We start from the raw sequence: 18,146 nt of genomic DNA on the forward strand, positions 1-18,146 counted from the left end.
CGAGCCGATCGCGGGCGAAGCCCTCGGTACTGAGGGTGTGGACCCCCGCGGCCCGCAGTCGCGACATACGCCTCGGTTGAGACGGTGTGCAGGTGCCGAGTGCCGCCGTGGACGCTGTCGGCACATTCGCAGTCGTGGACCGCCAACTCGCTGATCTACTAGGTTCCACCAGGGAAGAGCGGAGTCATAGAGCGAACTCCGTGCCGAGGTCGTCGAGTTCGGTGCGCTCGCAGATGTGGTCGACGAAGACGTAGCGGTGCGCGAGTTCGAGGGTGTTTCCATCGGCCAGCGCGATCTCCTCGTCGAAGGTGGGGGAGGGGCTGATCACGGCGAACGGGTCTCTGCGTACGAACCACTTGATAGGTACGGACGCGCTGGAGTGGCCGGCGATGGCCAGCACGGTGCCGCCGCCGTCGATCTCGTCGTGCCGACCGGCGAGGGCAAGCCACGTGGCCTCGGCACCCATCATCTCCTCGCCGCCCTGCCCACCGGCGCCGATGATCGTTCCCTGTGTCCAGGACCTGGGGCCCCGCCAGAAGAAGCCCGCGTATCCGGCCGCCGGTCGGCCGTGGGTGGTGGGGCTGCCGAAGTCCAACGTGGCGCCGCGGACATTATGCAGCTGCGTGGTGAAGTCCAGCGCCCAGATGCCGCGATCGGCGTCCGCGCCGTGAACGACCTGCCGGCGTTGCTCGGTGATCCAGTGCTCGCCCGCCGCCGTGACCCAGTGCAGGGTCTCGTCGATCGTGACCTGTTCCCCATCCCCCGAGACATCGATGAAGTCGATGTGATTGATGTGGCCGAGGTTGTCGAGCCAGTGGTAGTCCTTCTCCACCGAGAACGTGGGGCCGCCCCAGAAATTCTGCCCTGACAGGTGGGCCCAGGTCATCTGCAGGCCCTTGTGCCAGCGGTGGTCCCACGGGCGGTAGACCGACATGGGCGCACCGGTGAGGCTGCGGATGGGATGCAGATATGGCTTGGGCGCCTCGGCGTCGGGAGCGTCAGGGTGGTAGACGTACTGTGCGATCTCTACGTCGCCGGCGGTGATGATCAGGGACCTGTCCTCGTCGCGGACGCCGAGCTTCGTTTCAAGCACGGGGGGACTCCTTCTGCTGAAGGCGGCTGATGGCGGTCGGCAGGTCGCCGCCGTTGAGCGAGTGGTAGAAGGGGTTCGCCCCATTGAGCTCGGCTCGGGTGACGGGACGTTGCGTGATGGCGGACTGGTACATGGCCGTGATCAGCTCCATGACGCGCCTGCCGTCGGCGCCGCCGGCGGGCGGGCGTTCGCCGGCCGCCCTGGCTGCCAGCAGAGCGGCGAGCTGGGCACGGTGCGAACTGGGCCTGTTCTCGGCCGGCGCCCAGCCGGCGATCCTGTCCTCGTCGGTGACGTGCGGCGCGGGCGTCCAGCGCCAGTAGGAGTCGTCGTAGCCGTAGAGGTGCTCGACCTCGACGGTGGCGTCGGTGAAGTCGAAGCGCAGGTAGCTCGTCTCCCGGGGGGACAGGACGCTGTTGACGATCGAGCAGATGGCGCCGGAGGCGAACCGGACGATCGCGAATGACACGTCCTCGGTCTCGACCCGGCGGCCGAGCGTCGCCGCCACGGCGTGCACCTCGTGCCAGTCGCCGAGCAGGTTGAGCAGGAGATCCATCTGGTGGATGCCGTGGCCCATGGTCGGGCCACCGCCCTCGGTCTCCCACACGCCGCGCCACGGCACCTCGAAGTAGTCGTGGCCGCGGTACCACAGGGTGTTGCACACGGCGACGAGCGGCGCACCTAACTCGCCGGTGCGGATGTGCTGACGCAGCCGTTGTGCTGCGCCGCCGAAGCGGTGCTGGAAGACATAACTGGCGTACGGGCCGCCGTCCTTCTCGTGGGCGGTGATCTCGTCGTACTCGGCCAGCGACAGCGTCGGCGGTTTCTCACACCAGACCCACGCGCCGGCGTCTAGGCCGGCGATCACCGCCTCGCGATGCGCGACCGGCGGCGTCGCGACGACAACGAGATCGGGACGCTCCCGCGCCAGCATGTCCGCCAGATCGGTGTAGCGCCCTGGGATGTTGTGGGCTTCGGCCAACTCGTTCGCACGAGCGGGATCGACGTCGCAGACTGCGACGACCCGCACCCTGTCGCCTGCCGCGGCCAAGGCAGGCAGGTGGCTGATCCTTGCGATGCCCCCGGCCCCGACGATCGCGACTCGGATCGGGGACGACAATTCGGACACAGATCCTCCCTCGGAGGGGCAAGAAAGTGATCGATCACTTAACTCGGGCTCAGCTGGACTGAGCCGGTATGCGCGCCAAGATCAGCGCTCGGGAGGAGGCATTCACCGGCGCGCGCGGTTCCTGAGATGATCGCCGGTCACCCCTGCCCGCCCTGAAGGCGGACGGCTTCGAGATTCCGGTTCGTTCGGCGCATGAGGTCGACCATCTCCAGGTACGGCTGGTCCTGCTGGTTGATCAGTCCCGTGTTGAACGCCTCGGTGGAGCCGGGCTTCATCGTCACCGCCTGGTCGTACGTGGCGAACCACGAGTACCCGACGAACACCGGGCTCTTCGCCTGCGCCTCGACGAACGCCTGGAACTTCTCACCGCGGTTCGCGATGCTGGTCGCAGTGGTCGCGGCATTGGGCGCCTTGAGACCCCGCTCGGGGTGGCAGAAGCAGAATTCGAGATTGAGGATCGGTTTGTCATACACCTCGTACTGCTTCAAGTAGCTGGTGCTGTCGGAGTACCAGTCGTAGGAGATCGCGTCGAGGTGGTCGATCCCGCCGATGTTCCATTCCTGGCTCGTCCGCCACGTCGGCACCAGAGAGGAGCCGATGAACAGGTGGTGCGGGTCGTGACGCCTGATCGCGGTGCCCACCTTCCTGAAGTAGGTCTTCGAAGCCAAGGTGATGAACGCCCGCACGTCGCCGGCGGGCACCCTGCGGATGTCGATCGCCTCGTCGCGCAGCGCGTCGAACGAGGCCGCGGAGGTCCCGAGGATCTCGTTGACGCGGGCGAGGTCGCGGTCATAGGTCTCCTCGAGGTAGGCGACGAACGCCTTCTTCGCCGGCAGGCCGGAGTTCTGCCGGACGACGTCGGCGACGACCTGGTCGTTCCAGCCGCGCTCGTTCTCGAAGAAGTACCCGATCAGCCACGGGTCGTCGCGATACTTGCTCAGGCCGAAGTCGGTGAAGGCGCGGTCCAGCTTCGCGGAGAAGTCCGGGTCGAACGGGTCGATGCCCCACTGCACCTTGATGACGTCGACGGGGGTCGGCGCCCGCTCGATGTACGGCATGGCGACGGTGGGATCCCGCTGCCACTTGCTCTGCGTGTTGAACCCCCAGTCGATCATGCGGCGCCGGCTGATGTCGCGCCATTTCGCCTGGTAGTCGTCGCCGTACTTCCGCCTCAGATTGGCCTTGATGAAGTTCACCGTCTGGAGTCCCTGCTGGACGACGGCGTACGCGTCCGGGAATCGGGCGGGGTCGGGCAGTTCCTCGAACACATCTCGCGGGCTGCCGTCGGCGTTCCTGTACAGGGTGCCGTAGCCCCATTCGTCGTAGGAGAACGCGTCGACCCCCTTGAGGAAGAAGAGGTGACCGTCGGGTGTGACGAACCACCAGCGGCCGTCCACCTTCTTCAGCCGGAAGTATCCGGTCGCTTCATGGCGTCCGAGCGACTTCAGCCCGCCGTACCGGTCGTAGGTTGCGCTGTCCCATCCGACGCCGGACAGCCGCGCCGCCTCCTCGGCGTACTCGCGCTGCAACTGCTCGTCCGACGTGATCTTGCCCGGCCAGTCCTGGTGGAGGTACTGCCCGTACCTGTCGACGAGCTTCGTGTCGGCTACGGCCTGCGCGGGATGCCGCCCGGCGAGCACGCCGGCCGCCGCTAGGGCGGGTACGCCGACGATCAGGTTCCTTCGCGAAATCGAGGGCATGACGAGGGCTCCTTCGTGGTGGGGGGTGGAGAAATCCGTGGCAGGTGTGCCCTACCTGCCGAAGGGTGTCGGGTCGACCGGCGTGGAGACGGTCAGCGCGTCCCAGCTCCAGCAAATCCGGCCCGCCGCATCCTGCTCGCCGGTCAGGGGGGCGATGCGGGGCGCCGCACTCGCTGTGACCAGCTCCAGGGCGAAGGCGGCGCGCAGCCTGGCCTGGTGGAAGTCGACGGCGGTGGACGGCCCCGCGTAGAGCCTCACCTCGGCGCGTGCCTCGTCCTCCTCTTCCACGGCCCGCCAGGTCCTCGTCAGGCCGAGGAACTCCGCGGGCACGGTGTGGACGACCGCCTGGCGGTCCCCTGCATATAGCGCGAACACGCCGTCGCGCAGCTCGCGGACCTTCACCCCGCGCCCCCGTACTGTGATGCTCAGCCTCAGGTCGTCGATGTGGAAGACGCTGCCCGCGGGCTTGTCGAGAGCGGGGTGGAAGTCGCCGGAGTCGTAGCTGAGCCACCAGGCGGACAGCACGCGCGGACCGTCCTGGTGCTGGCGGCACCAGGCGGCGCTCAGATCGTGACCGTTGAGCAGCATACGGGCGCGCAGCACCACGGCGGGGTCGTCGGGCGTCCGCCAGTATCCGAGCAGTGGGCGCCGCTGAACCCAGGCGAACTCTTCGTCGGCCGAGCCGAGACAGGCGTCCTCCGTGAGCCACGAGGTGCCGGCCGTCTCGGCGCCGAAGCGGGTGCGCACCTGGAAGGGCACGGAGGGAAGCGCGCCGAACCGCTCGGCGATGGCCGGGGGACACGGCAGCGGCGGCACCAGGAGCGGCATGCGGGGCGCGGCCTTCGCCGTCTCCTCACGGAGCACGACTGGCGCCCCCGTCTGAGCCTGGAGGTACTCGGCCAGGACCGGCTGCAGCCAGTCGTGGTAGGCCCGGCTCATCGGGCCGGCGAGCTGGCCGGTGCCGGGATGGAACCGTTCGGCCAGTGCCGCCCAGGTGCGCTCCCGCAGCTGCTCCGCGACCGCTCTGACCCCGGGATCAGTCACGATCAGTGCGGCGCGTTCCAGCTCCTCCAGCACCACCCGGCCGTAGGCGGGCGAGTTGTACTCGGTGAACCCGCCCGCCTCGTCGTGCAGGGCAAGCACGGTGCGCAGCCGCCGTCGGGCGAAGTCCAGCAGAAGTTTCGTGTCGGGGGCCTCGGGGACCGTGCCCCCGAGGATCTCCGCCGCCGCGGCGGTGGTCACCGCGCCCATCACCGCGATGTTGGTGTAGCCAGGGTCGACGTTCCGCCGGAAGATCGACATCGCCGCGTGGTGCAGCGCGGCGCGTACTCGCCCCCTCAGGTCCGGGGCGAGTTGCGCATCATGGACGGCGAGGACCTGCGCCAGCCGTACCCCGATGAAGTCCGCCCAGTTCCAGTCGGCCGGTCGCATCTGCTCGGGCGGTTCCTCCATGAACCATCCCCAGATCCCGTAGTGGGCTGCGAGGGGGTCGGTCACCTGCAGGTCGACCAGCGCGCTCAGTACCTCGGCGGCACGGCCGGTACGGCCCAGCCGCAAGAGCGCGATGGCGTAGTCGGCCGCCTCCCTCGTCTGGTGCGCCCGGGCGCCTTCGGGGACGCGGGTGTGGTAGCCCGGGCCGGTGGCGTGACACCAGGGCATTCGGACGTCCTCGTCGTAGCGGGCGTCCAGCCGGGCCACGTACTCCTCAAGTCGCATCGGACCTACTTCGTGTCGTTCACGCAGCGCAGCACCGGAGCGGAGGTAAGCGCGGCGAGGTCGAGATCACGTGAGCTGCGGATGTGGAAGACGGCGCGCTCCCCGGGCAAAAGCGTGATCATCATGTCGTCCACGGTGGCGTCCGGATCCAGCCGGTCGGGGAAGAGCGTGAGGTCGCGCAGGATCGTTCTGGCGGTGACGGTGAGGAGGTACCCGTCGGTCACCGGCCGCGCCTCGGCCTCGTAGTCGGCCGAGGGAAAGGCGACCGCGGCGTCCTGGGCGAAGAGGTGGCTGATCCGCGTCTCGTCCAGGCGGGCCACCAGCAACTCGGACGCCGGATCGGCGGGGGAGGCGACGTGCCGCGGCAGCGGGATCCGTGCCACCCCGCGGGGCGGCACGCGGACCCGCACGGACTCCTTGGCCAGCGGCTCGCCGGCCAGGTTGTGCCGGATCAGCTCCAGATCGCCCGACCAGGGGTCGGGGCTGTCGTTGACCGCGACGATGTCGCCTTCCTGAACGGTCAGCAGGCGGTCGGCGTAGGCCCGGCGGAGCGCGTACCAGAGGGGCTTGCGCCGCCCGTCCCCGTCGACCGCGGCCCAGGAGGTGACCGGCCAGCAGTCGTTGAGCTGCCAGACGATAGCACCCATGCAGTACGGCATGAGCGAGCGGAACCGCTCCACGCCGAAGGTCACCGCCCTGGCCTGGTTGAGCTGGCCGTAGAAGTGCCAGTCGTCGAAGCTCTCGGGGCGCGGCAGGTGCTCTCCCAGTCCGCGGAGGAGCTTGCCCTGGCCGTCGACCGCCTTCTGGTGGGAGGAGTCGGGGGTGAGCGGGCCGCTGGTGACCGATCGGCGCAGAGTGGCGTAGGTCGGCGGGCCCTGGAAGCCGAACTCGGCGACGAAGCGCGGCCGCCAGTCCGCGTAGTGGACGTAGTCGATGTCGTTCCAGACGTCCCAGATGTGCACGGTACCGTGCTCGGGCACGTTGGGATGGTGGCCGCTCCCCGAGTACGGCGTGCCCGGCCAGTACGGCCTGGTCGGATCCAACTCGGCGACCACGCGTGGCAGCACGTCCAGATAGTAGGCCTCGCCCCAGGCGCGGCCCGACAGCTGTTCCTCCCAGCCCCAGTCGGCGTGGCCCATGAAGTTCTCGTTGTTGCCGATCCACATCATCAGGCTCGGATGCGGCGCCAAGCGCACCACCTGCTCGCCGGCCTCCGCCACGACCTCCGAATAGAGCGGTTCCTCCTCGGGGTAGGCGGCGCAGGCGAACGGGAAGTCCTGGAAGACCATGATGCCGAGCTCGTCGGCGAGGTCGTAGAACTCCTCGCCCTCGTACAGTCCGCCGCCCCACACGCGCAGCAGGTTCACGTGCGCCTCGCACGTTTGGGCGAACCGCTCGGCCAGCCGCTCCTGGGTCACCCGGGCGGGGAAGCAGTCGTCGGGGATCCAGTTGGCGCCGCGCACGAACACCGGCACGTCGTTGACGAACAGAGTGAAGGCGGACCCCTTCGGATCGGGGCCGGCGTCCGGGGTGGTGTCCAGCCGGACGGAGCGGAACCCGACCTCGCGCCGCCAGGAATCGCCGGTCTCCTCCAGCGTCACGGTGAGCGGGTGCCTGGCCTGCTCGCCGTACCCGCGCGGCCACCACAGGGCGGGCTCGCGCACGCGCAGTTCCAGCACGGCCTCGCACGCCCCCGGCGCCAGCGACGCCCGCGCCGAGGCCCCGGCCACCTCGGCGGACAGCGTCAGCGGGAGGTCGGCGGCTGGTCCCGCGGCGCGTTCGACGGTGACGTGGACCCGCACCAGGCCGTCGCGCCCGTCGAGGGTGATCTCCGGGCGCACCTGGGCGAGCCGGGCGGTCGTCCAGGTGTGCAGGCCGACCGGCCGCCAGATGCCTGAGGTGACCAGGGTGGGGCCCCAGTCCCAGCCGAAGTTGCACGCCATCTTGCGGATGAACTGGTAGGGCTCCGGGTACGGCCCGGGCAGCGCGCCGAGCTCGGCCCGCCGCTCCTCGGCGTAGGCGTGGGGCGAGGAGAAATGCACGGTCAGCCTGTTGCGCCCCTCGCGGAGCAGCTCGCGCACCGGGAAGCGGTAGCTCCTGTGCATGTTGGCCGTGGTCCCGACCTCGATCCCGTTGAGGATCACCGTGGCGATCGTGTCCAGGCCCTCGAACACCAGGTCAGCCCGGCCGTGGCCGTCGTCGGCGAAGGTGAACTCGCTCTCGTACCGCCAATCCGTGCGGCCCACCCAGGCGAGCCGGTCCTCGTTGTCGTCGAGGTAGGGGTCGTCGATGAGACCGGCCGCGAGCAGGTCGGCGTGGACGCAACCGGGGACGGTGGCGGGCACACCCTTGAGATGCGGCTCGGCCGGGACGGCGGTCGCGGTCCAGCCGCGGTCCAGCGGGTGATACGCACTCACATGCTCTCCCAGCCTCTACGACATTGCACCTTAAGCGCATAAGTAAAGCGACCATATGGCTGGGGCCGATTCACGTCAACAACCTGGATACTCGCGTGAACTCACCTGCTGATGCGCTTCATTTGGCCATTGACAAATGCGCGGTTGTTAACCCATAGTGACGGCCACGTACAGGAAGGCCTCACCCCTCTGAACGGAGCTCCATATGCGAGTACGACTGCCGGGGCTGTTCGCCGCCACGCTCGTCGTCGCCACGGCCGCCGGATGCGGGTCCGGCTCCGCAGGCTCCTCCTCCGAGCCCTCCTCGGGCGGCAAGACGCGTATCACCGTCGCCGACCTCCCACCCTCCACCCAGCAGAACGTTCGCCAGCAGTTCCTCAACCGGGTGGCGGCGTTCGAGAAGGCCAATCCGAACATCGACATCGAGCCGCGCGAGACGAAGTGGGACGCCAAGACCTTCGCCACCCGCCTGGCCGGCGGCCAGCAGGAGACGGTCATGCAGGTGCCGCTCACCGAGCCCGCCGGAATGATCAAGCGGCGCCAGGTCGCCGACATCTCCGCCGAGGTCAGCAAGCTCCCGCACGCCGCCCAATTCGACAAGCGTGCGCTCGCTCCGGCCACCGATTCGGCCGGCCACATCTACGGCCTGCCCACCAGCGAGTTCGCCCTCGGCCTGATCTACAACCGGGAGTTGTTCGACAAGGCCGGCCTCGACGTCGACAAGCCGCCCGCGACCTGGGACGAGGTCCGCGGTGCGGCCAAGACGATCGCGGAGAAGACGGGGGTGGCGGGCCTGGCCGTGCCGACCACCGAGAACACGGGCGGCTGGATCTTCACCGCCATCAGCTACACCTACGGTGGCCGCCTGCAGCAGAGCAACGGCGGCAAGACCGTCGCCACCCTCGACACCCCGCAATCCCGCGGCGTCCTCGACCTGCTCAAGGCGATGCGCTGGCAGGACGACTCGATGGGCTCCCAGCAGCTGCGCAACGCGAAGGACCTGGCCAAGGACTTCGCCGCCGGCAAGGTCGCCATGATGATCGGCACTCCGAGCCTCTACAACGAGTACGCCACCCAGTACGGCGGCAAGCCGGAGGCCTTCGGCATGGCCGCGATGCCGAAGGGGAGCACGTCCGCCACGCTGCTCGGCGGACAGGTGGCCGTGGTCAGCCCCAAGGCCACCCCGGCCGAACGGGCCGCGGCGGTGAAGTGGATCGACTACTACTTCCTGCAGCCGAGGTACGACGCGACGATCGCGGAGACCTTGGCCGCGGCCAAGGCCAAGGACGAGGTGCCGGTCGGTTTCCCGTACGTCTCTCTGTACGGTTCGGCGGTCACGGACCCGGTTGTCGCGGCCGAGCGCAAGCACGCCAGCGTGCCGGTGGAGAACTTCAAGCCGTACGAGACAGGCGTGGCCGAGCAGGAGTTCGTCACCGAGCCCGCGGTCGCGGCGCAGGACACGTACGCGGCGATGGACACCGTGCTGCAGGCGGTCCTGACCCGCAAGGACGCCGACCCGGCAACGGAGCTCGGCAAGGCCGAGGAGAAGGCCACCGCCGCGCTGAGCAGGGTCCGGCCGTGAACGGAAGACGAGAAGCGGTGGTGACCGCAAGGCGAGAGCGCCGCCGATGACGACGCAGCACCGGCGCGAGACGCAGGATCGGCCCCACCCGATGGCGGCCGAGCCCGGTGTGCCATCCACCCAGGAACAGCCGCCCCTCGACCGGCGGCGCCCGCGCCGTCGCCCGCTCTTGGCGGGCTGGCTGTTCCTGCTGCCCCTGATCGCGACCTTCGGCTGCTTCGCGTGGTGGCCGATCGTACGCAGCGTCGTGCTGAGCTTCCAGAGCACCAATCTGGTGGACGCGCCCACGTGGGTCGGCATGGACAACTTCGCCAACCTGCTGGCCGACCCGCTGCTGTGGACCACCGTGCGCAACACGGTCTGGTTCGTGGTGCTGGCGCTGCTCTTTGGTTTCCCGCTGCCGATCATGCTGGCCGTGGTGATGTCGGAGCTGCGAAGATTCGGGGGCCTGTTCCGCGTGCTGGTCTATCTGCCGGTGGTGGTCCCTCCGGTGGTGGCCGTGCTGATGTGGAAATGGTTCTACGACCCGGACTTCGGCCTGTTCAACGAGGCCCTCGGCGTGCTGGGGCTGGGGCCGTTCCCGTGGCTGCAGGACACCTCGACCGCCATGCCCAGCCTGGTGCTCGAGGCCACCTGGGCCGCCGCCGGATCCACCGTACTGATCTACCTGGCCGCGCTGACCTCGGTGCCCGGCGAGCTGTACGAGGCGGCCGAGATCGACGGCGCCACCATCATGAAGCGGATCTGGCACGTGACCCTGCCTCAGCTGCGCGGCGTCCTTCTGATCATGCTGCTGCTGCAGATCCTCGGCACCTTCCGGATCTTCACCGAGCCCTTCGTGCTCACCGACGGCGGCCCTGAGGACTCCACCGTGACGATCCTGCTGCTGATCTACCGCTACGCGTTCATCTACGGCGACTACGGCGTGGCCTCCGCACTCGGCGTGCTACTGGCGATCGGCCTCGGCGTCATCTCCGCCGTCTATCTGCGCCTCACCAGGAAATGGAGTCGCACATGAGCGAAGACCGCGGCCGTGGCATCGTCTCCGGCATCGACCGGCGGCGGCCCGGGGTGCGTTGGTCCCTGCATCTGGTCCAGGGGGTCCTGCTGCTGGCCACTGCGCTGATCGGCCTGGGGCCGCTGCTGTGGACCGCCAAGGGCGCGATCTCCCCCACCCAGGATCTGCTGCGCGATCCGCTGCGGCTGTGGCCGTCCTCGGTGCGGTGGGAGAACCTCGCGGCCGCCTGGACGGAGCTTCGGGTCGGCCATTACCTGCTCAACACCGTCGTCCTGGTCGGAGGCTCATGGTTCGTGCAACTGTTCGTCGCCACCACCGGCGCATTCGCGCTCTCGGTGCTCAGGCCCCGCTTCGGCAAGCTGGTCTACGGCGCGGTGCTCGCGACTCTGTTCGTGCCCGGGACCGTTTCGCTGGTGGCGCTGTACCTCACGGTGCTGGACCTGTCGCTGGTGGACAGCCCGTGGGCGGTGTGGCTACCCGCCGGGGCGCACGCCTTCAATGTGCTGATCATGAAGCAATTCTTCGACGGCCTGCCCAAAGAGCTGTACCAGGCGGCCCAGGTCGACGGGGCCGGATCGGTCAGGTTGTTCTTGCATATCGTGCTGCCGATGTCCCGGCCCATTCTGGCGGTGGTGTCGCTGCTGGCGGTGATGGAGGGATGGAAGGACTTCCTGTGGCCGATGATCGCCATCACAGACGCCGACACACAACCGCTGGCCGTCGCGCTGCCACGGCTGGCCGAGACAGCCGAGCAGAACCAGGTGATCGCCGGAATGCTCGTCGCGATAATCCCGCCCCTGCTGCTCTTCCTCGTCTTCCAGCGGCACATCGTCCGCGGCATCAGTTTTACCGGACTCAAGGGATGAAGCACACCGTACGGCGCAGCCGTACCACGCTCGGCGTTCTCATCGTCGCCATGTACCTTAAGGTACGAGCGTGAAGCGGCCGACCATCGCGGATATCGCCCAGCGGGTAGGAGTCTCCCAGGGGGCGGTGTCCTACGCGCTCAACGGCCGTCCGGGAGTGTCGGAGGCCACGCGCGAGCGGGTGCTGAGAGTGGCCAAGGAGCTGGGTTGGCGGCCGAGCGTCGCGGCCCGTGCCCTCACCAGTGCTCGCGCCGGCGCGGTGGGCCTCGTGTTGTCCCGGCCACCGAGCATCCTCGGCGCCGAGCCGTTCTTCATGGAGCTGTTCAGCGGGATCGAGACGGCGCTGAAGCCGCACTCGTCCGCACTGATGCTGCAGATGGCCGACGACGAGGACGCCGAGATCGAGGTCTACCGCCGCTGGTGGGCGGAGGGCCGCATCGACGGTGCGATCCTGGTGGAGGTGCACGTCTCCGACCGCCGCCTGCCGGTGCTCGAAGATCTCGGCATGCCCGCCGTGGTGATCGGCGGGCTGCCCGGCACCGGCTCGCTGCCGTCGGTGCGCTCCGACGAGAGCGGCCCGGTGCGCGAAACCGTGGAATACCTCGCCGCGCTCGGCCATCGCCGGTTCGGCCACGTGGCGGGCATGCCACATCTGGTGCACACCAAGGTGCGGGACGAGGCGTTCGCCGAGGCCTGCGCCCGGCTGGGCCTGCCGGAATGCGTCACGCTGTACACCGACTACACCGGTGAGGAGGGCGCTCGCGCGACGCGCCGCCTGCTCAGCTCCACCACCCGGCCAACCGCGATCATCTATGACAACGACATCATGGCGGTCGCGGGCCTGTCGGTCGCCCAGGAGATGCGGCTGCGTGTGCCGGACGACCTGTCCCTCGTCGCATGGGACGACTCTCCTCTGGCCCAGGTGGTGCGGCCGGCCCTCACCGCGGTCCGGCGCGACGTGCCGGCGCTCGGCGCGGCCGCGGCCCGTCACCTGCTGTCCCTCATCAACGGCGATCCGCTCCCCGACATCGAGACCGAACCGGCCCGGCTCACCGCGAGGGGGAGCACGGGCCCGCCCGCCTGACGCAGGCGGTAAGGCGGCGCCGCCCTACCGCCTACTTATTGTCCTTGTCCTTGTTCTTGAACGCCTTGGGCACCCACAGGCTCAGCGGCCGGGTTGACGCCGTGCTGCCGTCACTCTTCCTGACCACCTTCAGGACGAGCGTGACGAGGGTCTTCGCGGACGACGGCCTTACGGTCCCGTCCAGCGCGACCACGTCGGCCCGGGTGGTGGAGGCGATCTCCAGCGAGAACGCCTCCGGTACATGGGGGAGCGGGACCACAGGCTCGTGCGCGTCGACCGGCGCCAACCGGCTGATGGAGTCCGCCACCATCTCCGCGGTGAGCCGGCTGGTGCCGTACTTGTGGACGAGCTCCAGCGAGGTGTTGGTGTCGCGCATGATGTCGGTCATCTCGGTGTAGGGCTGGTCCTGCTGGTTGAGCAGGCCGAAGTTGAAGCTCTCCCCGTCACCCGGCCGCCCGGTGACCGCCTGGTCGTAGTATACGAACCAGCCGGATCCGACGAAGACCGGGCTGCTGGCCTGCGCCTCGATGAACGTCCGGTACTTCGCGCCACGTTCGGCGATGGTCTCCGAGAGTGTCGCGGCGTTGATCGCCCGCAGGCCCCGGTCGGCGGTGCTGAAGGAGTACTCCAGGTTGAGCACCGGCTTGTCGAGATTCGCGTACTCGTTCAGGTAGTCTGCGCTGTCGCTGTAGACGTCGAACGACACCGCGTCCAGCTGGTCGATGGCGCCGACGTTCCAGTCAAAGCTGGTGCGCCAGGTGGGCACCAAGGCCGAGCCCAGGAACAGGTGGTTGGGGTCCTCCTTGCGGATGGCCGTGCGAATGGCGGCGTAGTACGTCTTGGAGGCCAGGCGGATGAACCCCTTCATGTCCTGCGCCGGCAGCCTGCCCACGTCGATCGGGATCCCGACCAGCGCGTCGAACTCGAGGGCGTTCGTGCCGAGGATGGCGTTCACCCGCGCCAGGTCCTGCCCGTAGGCGTCGGCCATGTAGTCCACGAAGGCTCCCTTGGCAGGGAGCGTGCCCTTGTTCAGCAGGATCTCCTTGACCACCTCGGCGTCCCAGCCGCGCTCGTTGTCGAAGAAGTAGCCGATGAGCCATGGGGCGGTGCTCCGTCCCGCGACGCCGATCTCCTCGATCTTGCGGTCCAGCTTGGCCCCGAATCCGGGGTCGAACGGGTCGATCGCCCACTTCACGCGGACGGCGTCCGCTGGCGCCGGCACCTGATCGATGTATGGCAGGCGCACCTCCGAGTCGCGGGCCCACTTGCTCAGCCCGTTGAAGCCCCAGTCGATCAGCCGCTTGCCGGTGACCTGCCGCCACGCGGCCTTCCAGTCGCCCGGGTACTTGCGCATGAGGTTGGCCTTGACGAAGCTCAGCACCTCGCCGTCATCGGTGGTGCTGTAGGCCGCGGCGTACCGGTCGTGGTCGGGCACTGACTCGAACACGTCGCGGAGGCTGCCGTCGGGCTCCTTGTAGAGCGTGCCGTACCCCCACTCGTCGTGGGAGACCGAGTCGACGCCCTTGAGCAAGAACGGGTAGCCGTCAGGGGTGACGAACCACCACTTGCCGTCGATCTTCCTGAGCCGGAAGTACCCGTCGGACGGCTGCTTGCCGAGGGCCTTCAACCCGCCGTAGGTGTCGTATTTGCCGGGGTCGAGCACAACTGACCGCAGGTGCTCCCACTCCTGGTCGCGCTCGCTGTTCAGCTGGGCGTCGGAGGTGACCTTTCCGGGCCAATCCTGGTAGAGGTACTGGCCGTACTGGTCGGCCAGCCTGGTGTAGCTGGTCAGCTCCTGGCGCATGGCGTTCTCGTCGTACGGCGGCTCCGGGTCCTGCCCGACCTCCCCGCTGCCCTGGACGAGCTCGACCTCCGACAGCGGGATGTGCAGGTACTGGTTCGCCCGGGTGAGCTGGATACGGACGAACCGTGTCTTCTTGCCGGCCATCGAGATGTCCAGCGCGTAGTCGGTGTCGGCGCGATCACGCCTTTCCCTTCCGGCGATCTTGTAGGTGGTGTCAGCTTCCGCCCGGTAGGTGACGGTGATCTCGTCGAAGCTCCAGTACTGGTTGGGTGCTCTGCTGAACAGCCTGATCTTGTCGAGAGGATGGTCCGCCAGCAGGTCGAAGACGAGCGACACCGTCTTCGGCGCGGACGCGCTGCCACGCCAGCCGACGTAGTCGGTCCGGTCGCGGTTGAACAGGGTGCTGTACAAGAACGGCACGACGCCGCCGGAACTGTCCGGCACGCCGTCTTCGGGGGCGACCCCGGCGAGGTAGTTGCCCACGTCGACCACGCCGGACCGAGGGATCTGCTTGACCGGCTTGGCGATTTCCCCGCGCAGTTGGTCGGCGGACAGCGGCGGTGCGGGATCCTGCGCGGGCTCGCCGGTGCCCGGGTGGACCGAGATCTCGTTCAGCGCCATGTGCTGGTATTCGTGCAACCGGGCGATCCTGATGATGACCAGACGCGTGGTGCGGTTGCCCATGTTCACGGTCAGGGCGTTGTTCAACGGCACGTCGTCCGGCAGCGGGCTGGCCGTGCCGTACCACGTCTGGGCCCTGATCGAGGTGTAGTCGGGCTCGGCCTCCGCGCGGGCGCGCACCGAGACGGCTCTGATGCCGTAGTAGCGGTTGGGCGCGTTGCTGACAATCGAGATCTGGTCCACGGGGTAGTCCCGGAGCAGGTCGATGACGATCGAGACCACTTTGTACTTGGCCACGCCGTCGCCGAACCATTCGGCCCGGGTGGTGATCGACGCGTCCGCCAGCTTGCCCTGGCCAAAGGCCAGCAGCCCGCTCTCGCCTTTGTCGGGGGCGTCGCCGGCGTTGGGCGGCTGATCGTAAGCGTAGTTACCGACGGTGAGGGCGGGCTCGAGCGCCGCCCACGCCGACGTGGAGACCAGCGTCGGTACAGCCAGCATGAGCAGCGCGATTAGCAGTCTGGATAACACGAGCTGAATCCCTTCAGTTCAGCGACGCGGCATCGTGGTCCCACCGGGAGTCGACCGGTCCGCGATGTTGTCGAAGCTCTTACCAGCGGAATCTGCTTCCTATAGACGACACGATCACGAAATCCTGAAGAAATGTCAAACGTCTTCTGAGCTTAATTTCTTAAGCGCTAAAGCTATTCGTAGACCCGGACGGAGACAATGTGTGCCCGGCGGCTGCCGTGCGTGGATTCGACGACGATCCTCAGCGCGGAGGTGGCAGGTGGTGCGGCCAGGGAGAGGACCCGGTGCCGGGCGCGGTTGTCCGTGCAGCGGACCAGCGGCCGCCAACGATCGGAGACCAGCGCCTCAACTCGGAAGTCGCGGACCAGCGTGGGCGGCACGTCGTACGGCGTCCTGTGGTGGTGCAGGTTGATCAGGTCGTCATTGACGTCGTCGTCGAACACCAGCCTGACCTGTCGTGGTGTGACGGGAGCGGGCCAGGTCAGCTGCAGCCATTGCTCTTCTCCGAGCGGATCCGAGGCCCACAGTTGCGGCCCTGCGTACGGCCGCGCGTAGCCCCCCACGGCCTTGCCCGGGCCGTACGCCTCCGTGCGGGGCGACATGCGAAAACACCAGCTCCGATGTGCCTGGTCAGGGCGCCAGTCGAGGATGGGCTGGTCGAACTCCCGCGCGACCGTAACCCGGCGGAAGCAGAGCACCCCGGGCTCGCTGGTCCCGGACCCGTACAGAGCCAGGTGCGGGTTCTTCCGGATGACCAGGAAGGCGTTCTGGGGGGTGTCCGGCCGCCAGGGGAGGGGCAGGCGGAGCCACTGCTTGTCGCCGGGCGCCACGCGCACGCGGGCTTCTGCCACCCGCCGCGCCGGCACGCAGTTCTGGGGGTGCCCGGTGTCGAACAGGTCCGCGGCCAGCTCGGTTCCGTCCCCGAGACCGTCCACCAGCAGCTCGACGGACCCGATCACGGGATCCACCGGCAGCAGCAGCGCGAGATCGGTGTCCATGGGAACGCGTTCGGCCGGCGTCTCAATTACGAGCCTCGTGAGAGCACCGGAGCAGGTGACGGTCGCCTGGCGGGCCAGGTCGGCGGGGTCGCGGTTCGGCACGCCCAGCAGCGCGGCGTCCTGGCGGAGCATCGTCTGCTGGAGCTCCGTGAGGTGGTCGCGGGCGAGGGAGCGCGGTGTCACGCCGCGCTCGACGGCCAGCGCCGCGCCGCTACCCGCCGCCTCGCCGGTGAGCGCGCAAGTGGCCATCACTCTCGTGCTGCCGAACGCCACATGGCTGGCGCTGATGTCCCGGCCCGCGAACCACAGGTTCGACACGTTCACCGAATACAGGCAGCGCAGGGGGATGTGGTACGTGCCGTTGGGATGCCAGTGCTTGGAACCCGCCTCCGCCGCATACACCCCGCCGGGCGGGTGGAGGTCGATGGACCATCCTCCGAAGCCGATCCGGTCTTCGAACGGCGTTTGCTCCAGAATGTCGTGCTGGGTGAGGGTGTGGTCGCCGACGAAGCGCCGGTATTCACGCTTGCCGGGCACCGCCCCGACCCACTCGAGGGTCATGGTGTCGGCGTCGAACCGGCCGGAGTTCTTGATGTGGTCCCAAATGCCGTAGATCACGGACCACAACTCGTCTCGGATCCGCTCGTTGTCGTGCACCGTGTCCAGCTCGCCGCCGAACTCGATCCACCAGTACGCGCAGCCGTTGTCACCGGACTTGATGATGCGGCGCTCGGGGATGGATGTGGACGCGATGTCCTTGGCGAAGGACGGGGGCACGAACTTCACCGGGTGACCGGCGTCCTTCGTGTAGAACAGGATGGTGCTTCCGAGGGTGATGTCGTCGGCGGTCTCCGGTGCCCAGGGCTCGCCGTACTCGGAGCGGGCCTCGCGCCCGACGCGGTGCCGCGCCCCCGCCAAGAAGCCGACCAGCCCGTCGCCCGTGCAATCCACGAACATCGGGGAGTCGAAGCGGATCCGCCGCTCCGAGCCCATCATCCAGCCAGTGACCGAGTCGATGCGCCGGTCGTCCTCCGGGCCGTGCGCGGCCAGCTCGCGTACGTCCGTATTCAGAAAGGTACGGATATTGTGCTCCGCGCGGACGGCGTCCAGGAGCACGAGATCCCAGTAGTACGGATTTCCGTCAGGGTTGCGGTACTGGTTCTCGACGAAGAGCTCGCCCATGATGCCTGTTTCGCGGGCGTAGCGTTGGATGCCGTGTCCGGTGGCGCCACACACCCATACCCGGACCTCGCTCGATGAGTTCCCGCCGAGCACCGGGCGGTTGGTCACCAGCGCGACGGAACGGCCGAGGCGGGCGGCGGCGATGGCGGCGCACACCCCGGCCAGGCCGCCCCCGACCACGGTGAGGTCGCTTCGTACGACTTCGTCTCGCATTTGGAACCCTTCTCGGATCAGGTGGGGATGTCGGTGGCAGCCGCCAGGTGGCCGGCCACGGCCTGCCATCTGGGCGTCGCTGAGCGCGGTGGAGAACGGCAGCAGTGCCCAGACATCGCCGACGAAGTGGACGTCGCGGAACCAGCGGAAGTAGCCGATGTTGGCGTGCTTGTCGTACTGAAATCGGATCTGTCTGCT

The 18,146-nt window shown here is 68.4% G+C and carries 11 protein-coding genes; 4 read left to right on the forward strand and 7 right to left on the reverse strand.

What is annotated here, in order from left to right:
- Positions 1 to 184 precede the first annotated feature (184 nt).
- From ABN273_RS16395 to ABN273_RS16415, 5 genes are all read right to left on the reverse strand, one after another.
- Positions 185 to 1,093 (reverse strand): DUF6807 domain-containing protein, encoded by a 909-nt coding sequence (locus ABN273_RS16395; RefSeq protein WP_349449694.1) that lies wholly within the window; start codon positions 1,091 to 1,093, stop codon positions 185 to 187.
- On the reverse strand, positions 1,086 to 2,219 hold the full coding sequence (locus ABN273_RS16400; RefSeq protein ID WP_349449695.1) for a Gfo/Idh/MocA family protein: 1,134 nt from the start codon (positions 2,217 to 2,219) through the stop codon (positions 1,086 to 1,088). The genes ABN273_RS16395 and ABN273_RS16400 overlap by 8 nt, the downstream gene beginning before the upstream one ends.
- Positions 2,220 to 2,356: 137 nt before the next feature.
- On the reverse strand, positions 2,357 to 3,919 hold the full coding sequence (locus ABN273_RS16405; RefSeq protein ID WP_349449696.1) for a hypothetical protein: 1,563 nt from the start codon (positions 3,917 to 3,919) through the stop codon (positions 2,357 to 2,359).
- Between the two features lie 51 nt (positions 3,920 to 3,970).
- Positions 3,971 to 5,635 (reverse strand): DUF8769 domain-containing protein, encoded by a 1,665-nt coding sequence (locus ABN273_RS16410; RefSeq protein ID WP_349449697.1) that lies wholly within the window; start codon positions 5,633 to 5,635, stop codon positions 3,971 to 3,973.
- Positions 5,636 to 5,640: 5 nt separating this feature from the next.
- Complete coding sequence (locus tag ABN273_RS16415) at positions 5,641 to 8,052, reverse strand: glycoside hydrolase family 2 protein (RefSeq protein ID WP_349449698.1); 2,412 nt, start codon at positions 8,050 to 8,052, stop codon at positions 5,641 to 5,643.
- 205 nt (positions 8,053 to 8,257) lie between these two features.
- Here ABN273_RS16415 and ABN273_RS16420 point away from each other — a divergent pair, with 205 nt between their 5' ends.
- From ABN273_RS16420 to ABN273_RS16435, 4 genes are all read left to right on the forward strand, one after another.
- Complete coding sequence (locus tag ABN273_RS16420; protein WP_349449699.1) at positions 8,258 to 9,634, forward strand: ABC transporter substrate-binding protein; 1,377 nt, start codon at positions 8,258 to 8,260, stop codon at positions 9,632 to 9,634.
- Positions 9,635 to 9,680: 46 nt separating this feature from the next.
- Entirely contained in the window at positions 9,681 to 10,652 is a 972-nt protein-coding gene (locus tag ABN273_RS16425) for a carbohydrate ABC transporter permease (protein ID WP_349449700.1), read from the forward strand.
- Positions 10,649 to 11,518: a carbohydrate ABC transporter permease gene (locus ABN273_RS16430; protein WP_349449701.1), complete on the forward strand. Its 870-nt coding sequence runs from the start codon at positions 10,649 to 10,651 to the stop codon at positions 11,516 to 11,518. Before ABN273_RS16425 ends, ABN273_RS16430 begins: the two co-directional genes overlap by 4 nt.
- 70 nt (positions 11,519 to 11,588) lie before the next feature.
- Positions 11,589 to 12,602 (forward strand): LacI family DNA-binding transcriptional regulator, encoded by a 1,014-nt coding sequence (locus ABN273_RS16435; protein WP_349449702.1) that lies wholly within the window; start codon positions 11,589 to 11,591, stop codon positions 12,600 to 12,602.
- A 31-nt stretch (positions 12,603 to 12,633) separates the two neighbouring features.
- On the opposite strand, the gene ABN273_RS16440 is transcribed toward ABN273_RS16435, so the two are convergent.
- A complete protein-coding gene (locus ABN273_RS16440) occupies positions 12,634 to 15,555 on the reverse strand; it encodes a hypothetical protein (protein ID WP_349449703.1) in 2,922 nt (973 codons plus the stop codon).
- A gap of 173 nt (positions 15,556 to 15,728) precedes the next feature.
- Positions 15,729 to 17,948 carry an FAD-dependent oxidoreductase gene (locus tag ABN273_RS16445; protein WP_349449704.1) on the reverse strand — a complete coding sequence of 740 codons (2,220 nt, stop codon included), beginning with the start codon at positions 17,946 to 17,948 and terminating at the stop codon, positions 15,729 to 15,731.
- Positions 17,949 to 18,146: the final 198 nt, after the last annotated feature.

It is taken from the genome of Nonomuraea sp. B19D2 (assembly GCF_040137845.1).
Classification (GTDB): Bacteria; Actinomycetota; Actinomycetes; order Streptosporangiales; family Streptosporangiaceae; genus Nonomuraea.

Excerpts from the sequence above, each read along its gene's own strand:
- ABN273_RS16405 (WP_349449696.1), bottom strand. The coding sequence starts at position 3,919 with ATGCCCTCGATTTCGCGAAGGAACCTGATCGTCGGCGTACCCGCCCTA.
- ABN273_RS16410 (WP_349449697.1), bottom strand. The coding sequence starts at position 5,635 with ATGCGACTTGAGGAGTACGTGGCCCGGCTGGACGCCCGCTACGACGAG.
- ABN273_RS16420 (WP_349449699.1), top strand. The coding sequence starts at position 8,258 with ATGCGAGTACGACTGCCGGGGCTGTTCGCCGCCACGCTCGTCGTCGCC.
- ABN273_RS16425 (WP_349449700.1), top strand. The coding sequence starts at position 9,681 with ATGACGACGCAGCACCGGCGCGAGACGCAGGATCGGCCCCACCCGATG.
- ABN273_RS16430 (WP_349449701.1), top strand. The coding sequence starts at position 10,649 with ATGAGCGAAGACCGCGGCCGTGGCATCGTCTCCGGCATCGACCGGCGG.
- ABN273_RS16445 (WP_349449704.1), bottom strand. The coding sequence starts at position 17,948 with ATGCGAGACGAAGTCGTACGAAGCGACCTCACCGTGGTCGGGGGCGGC.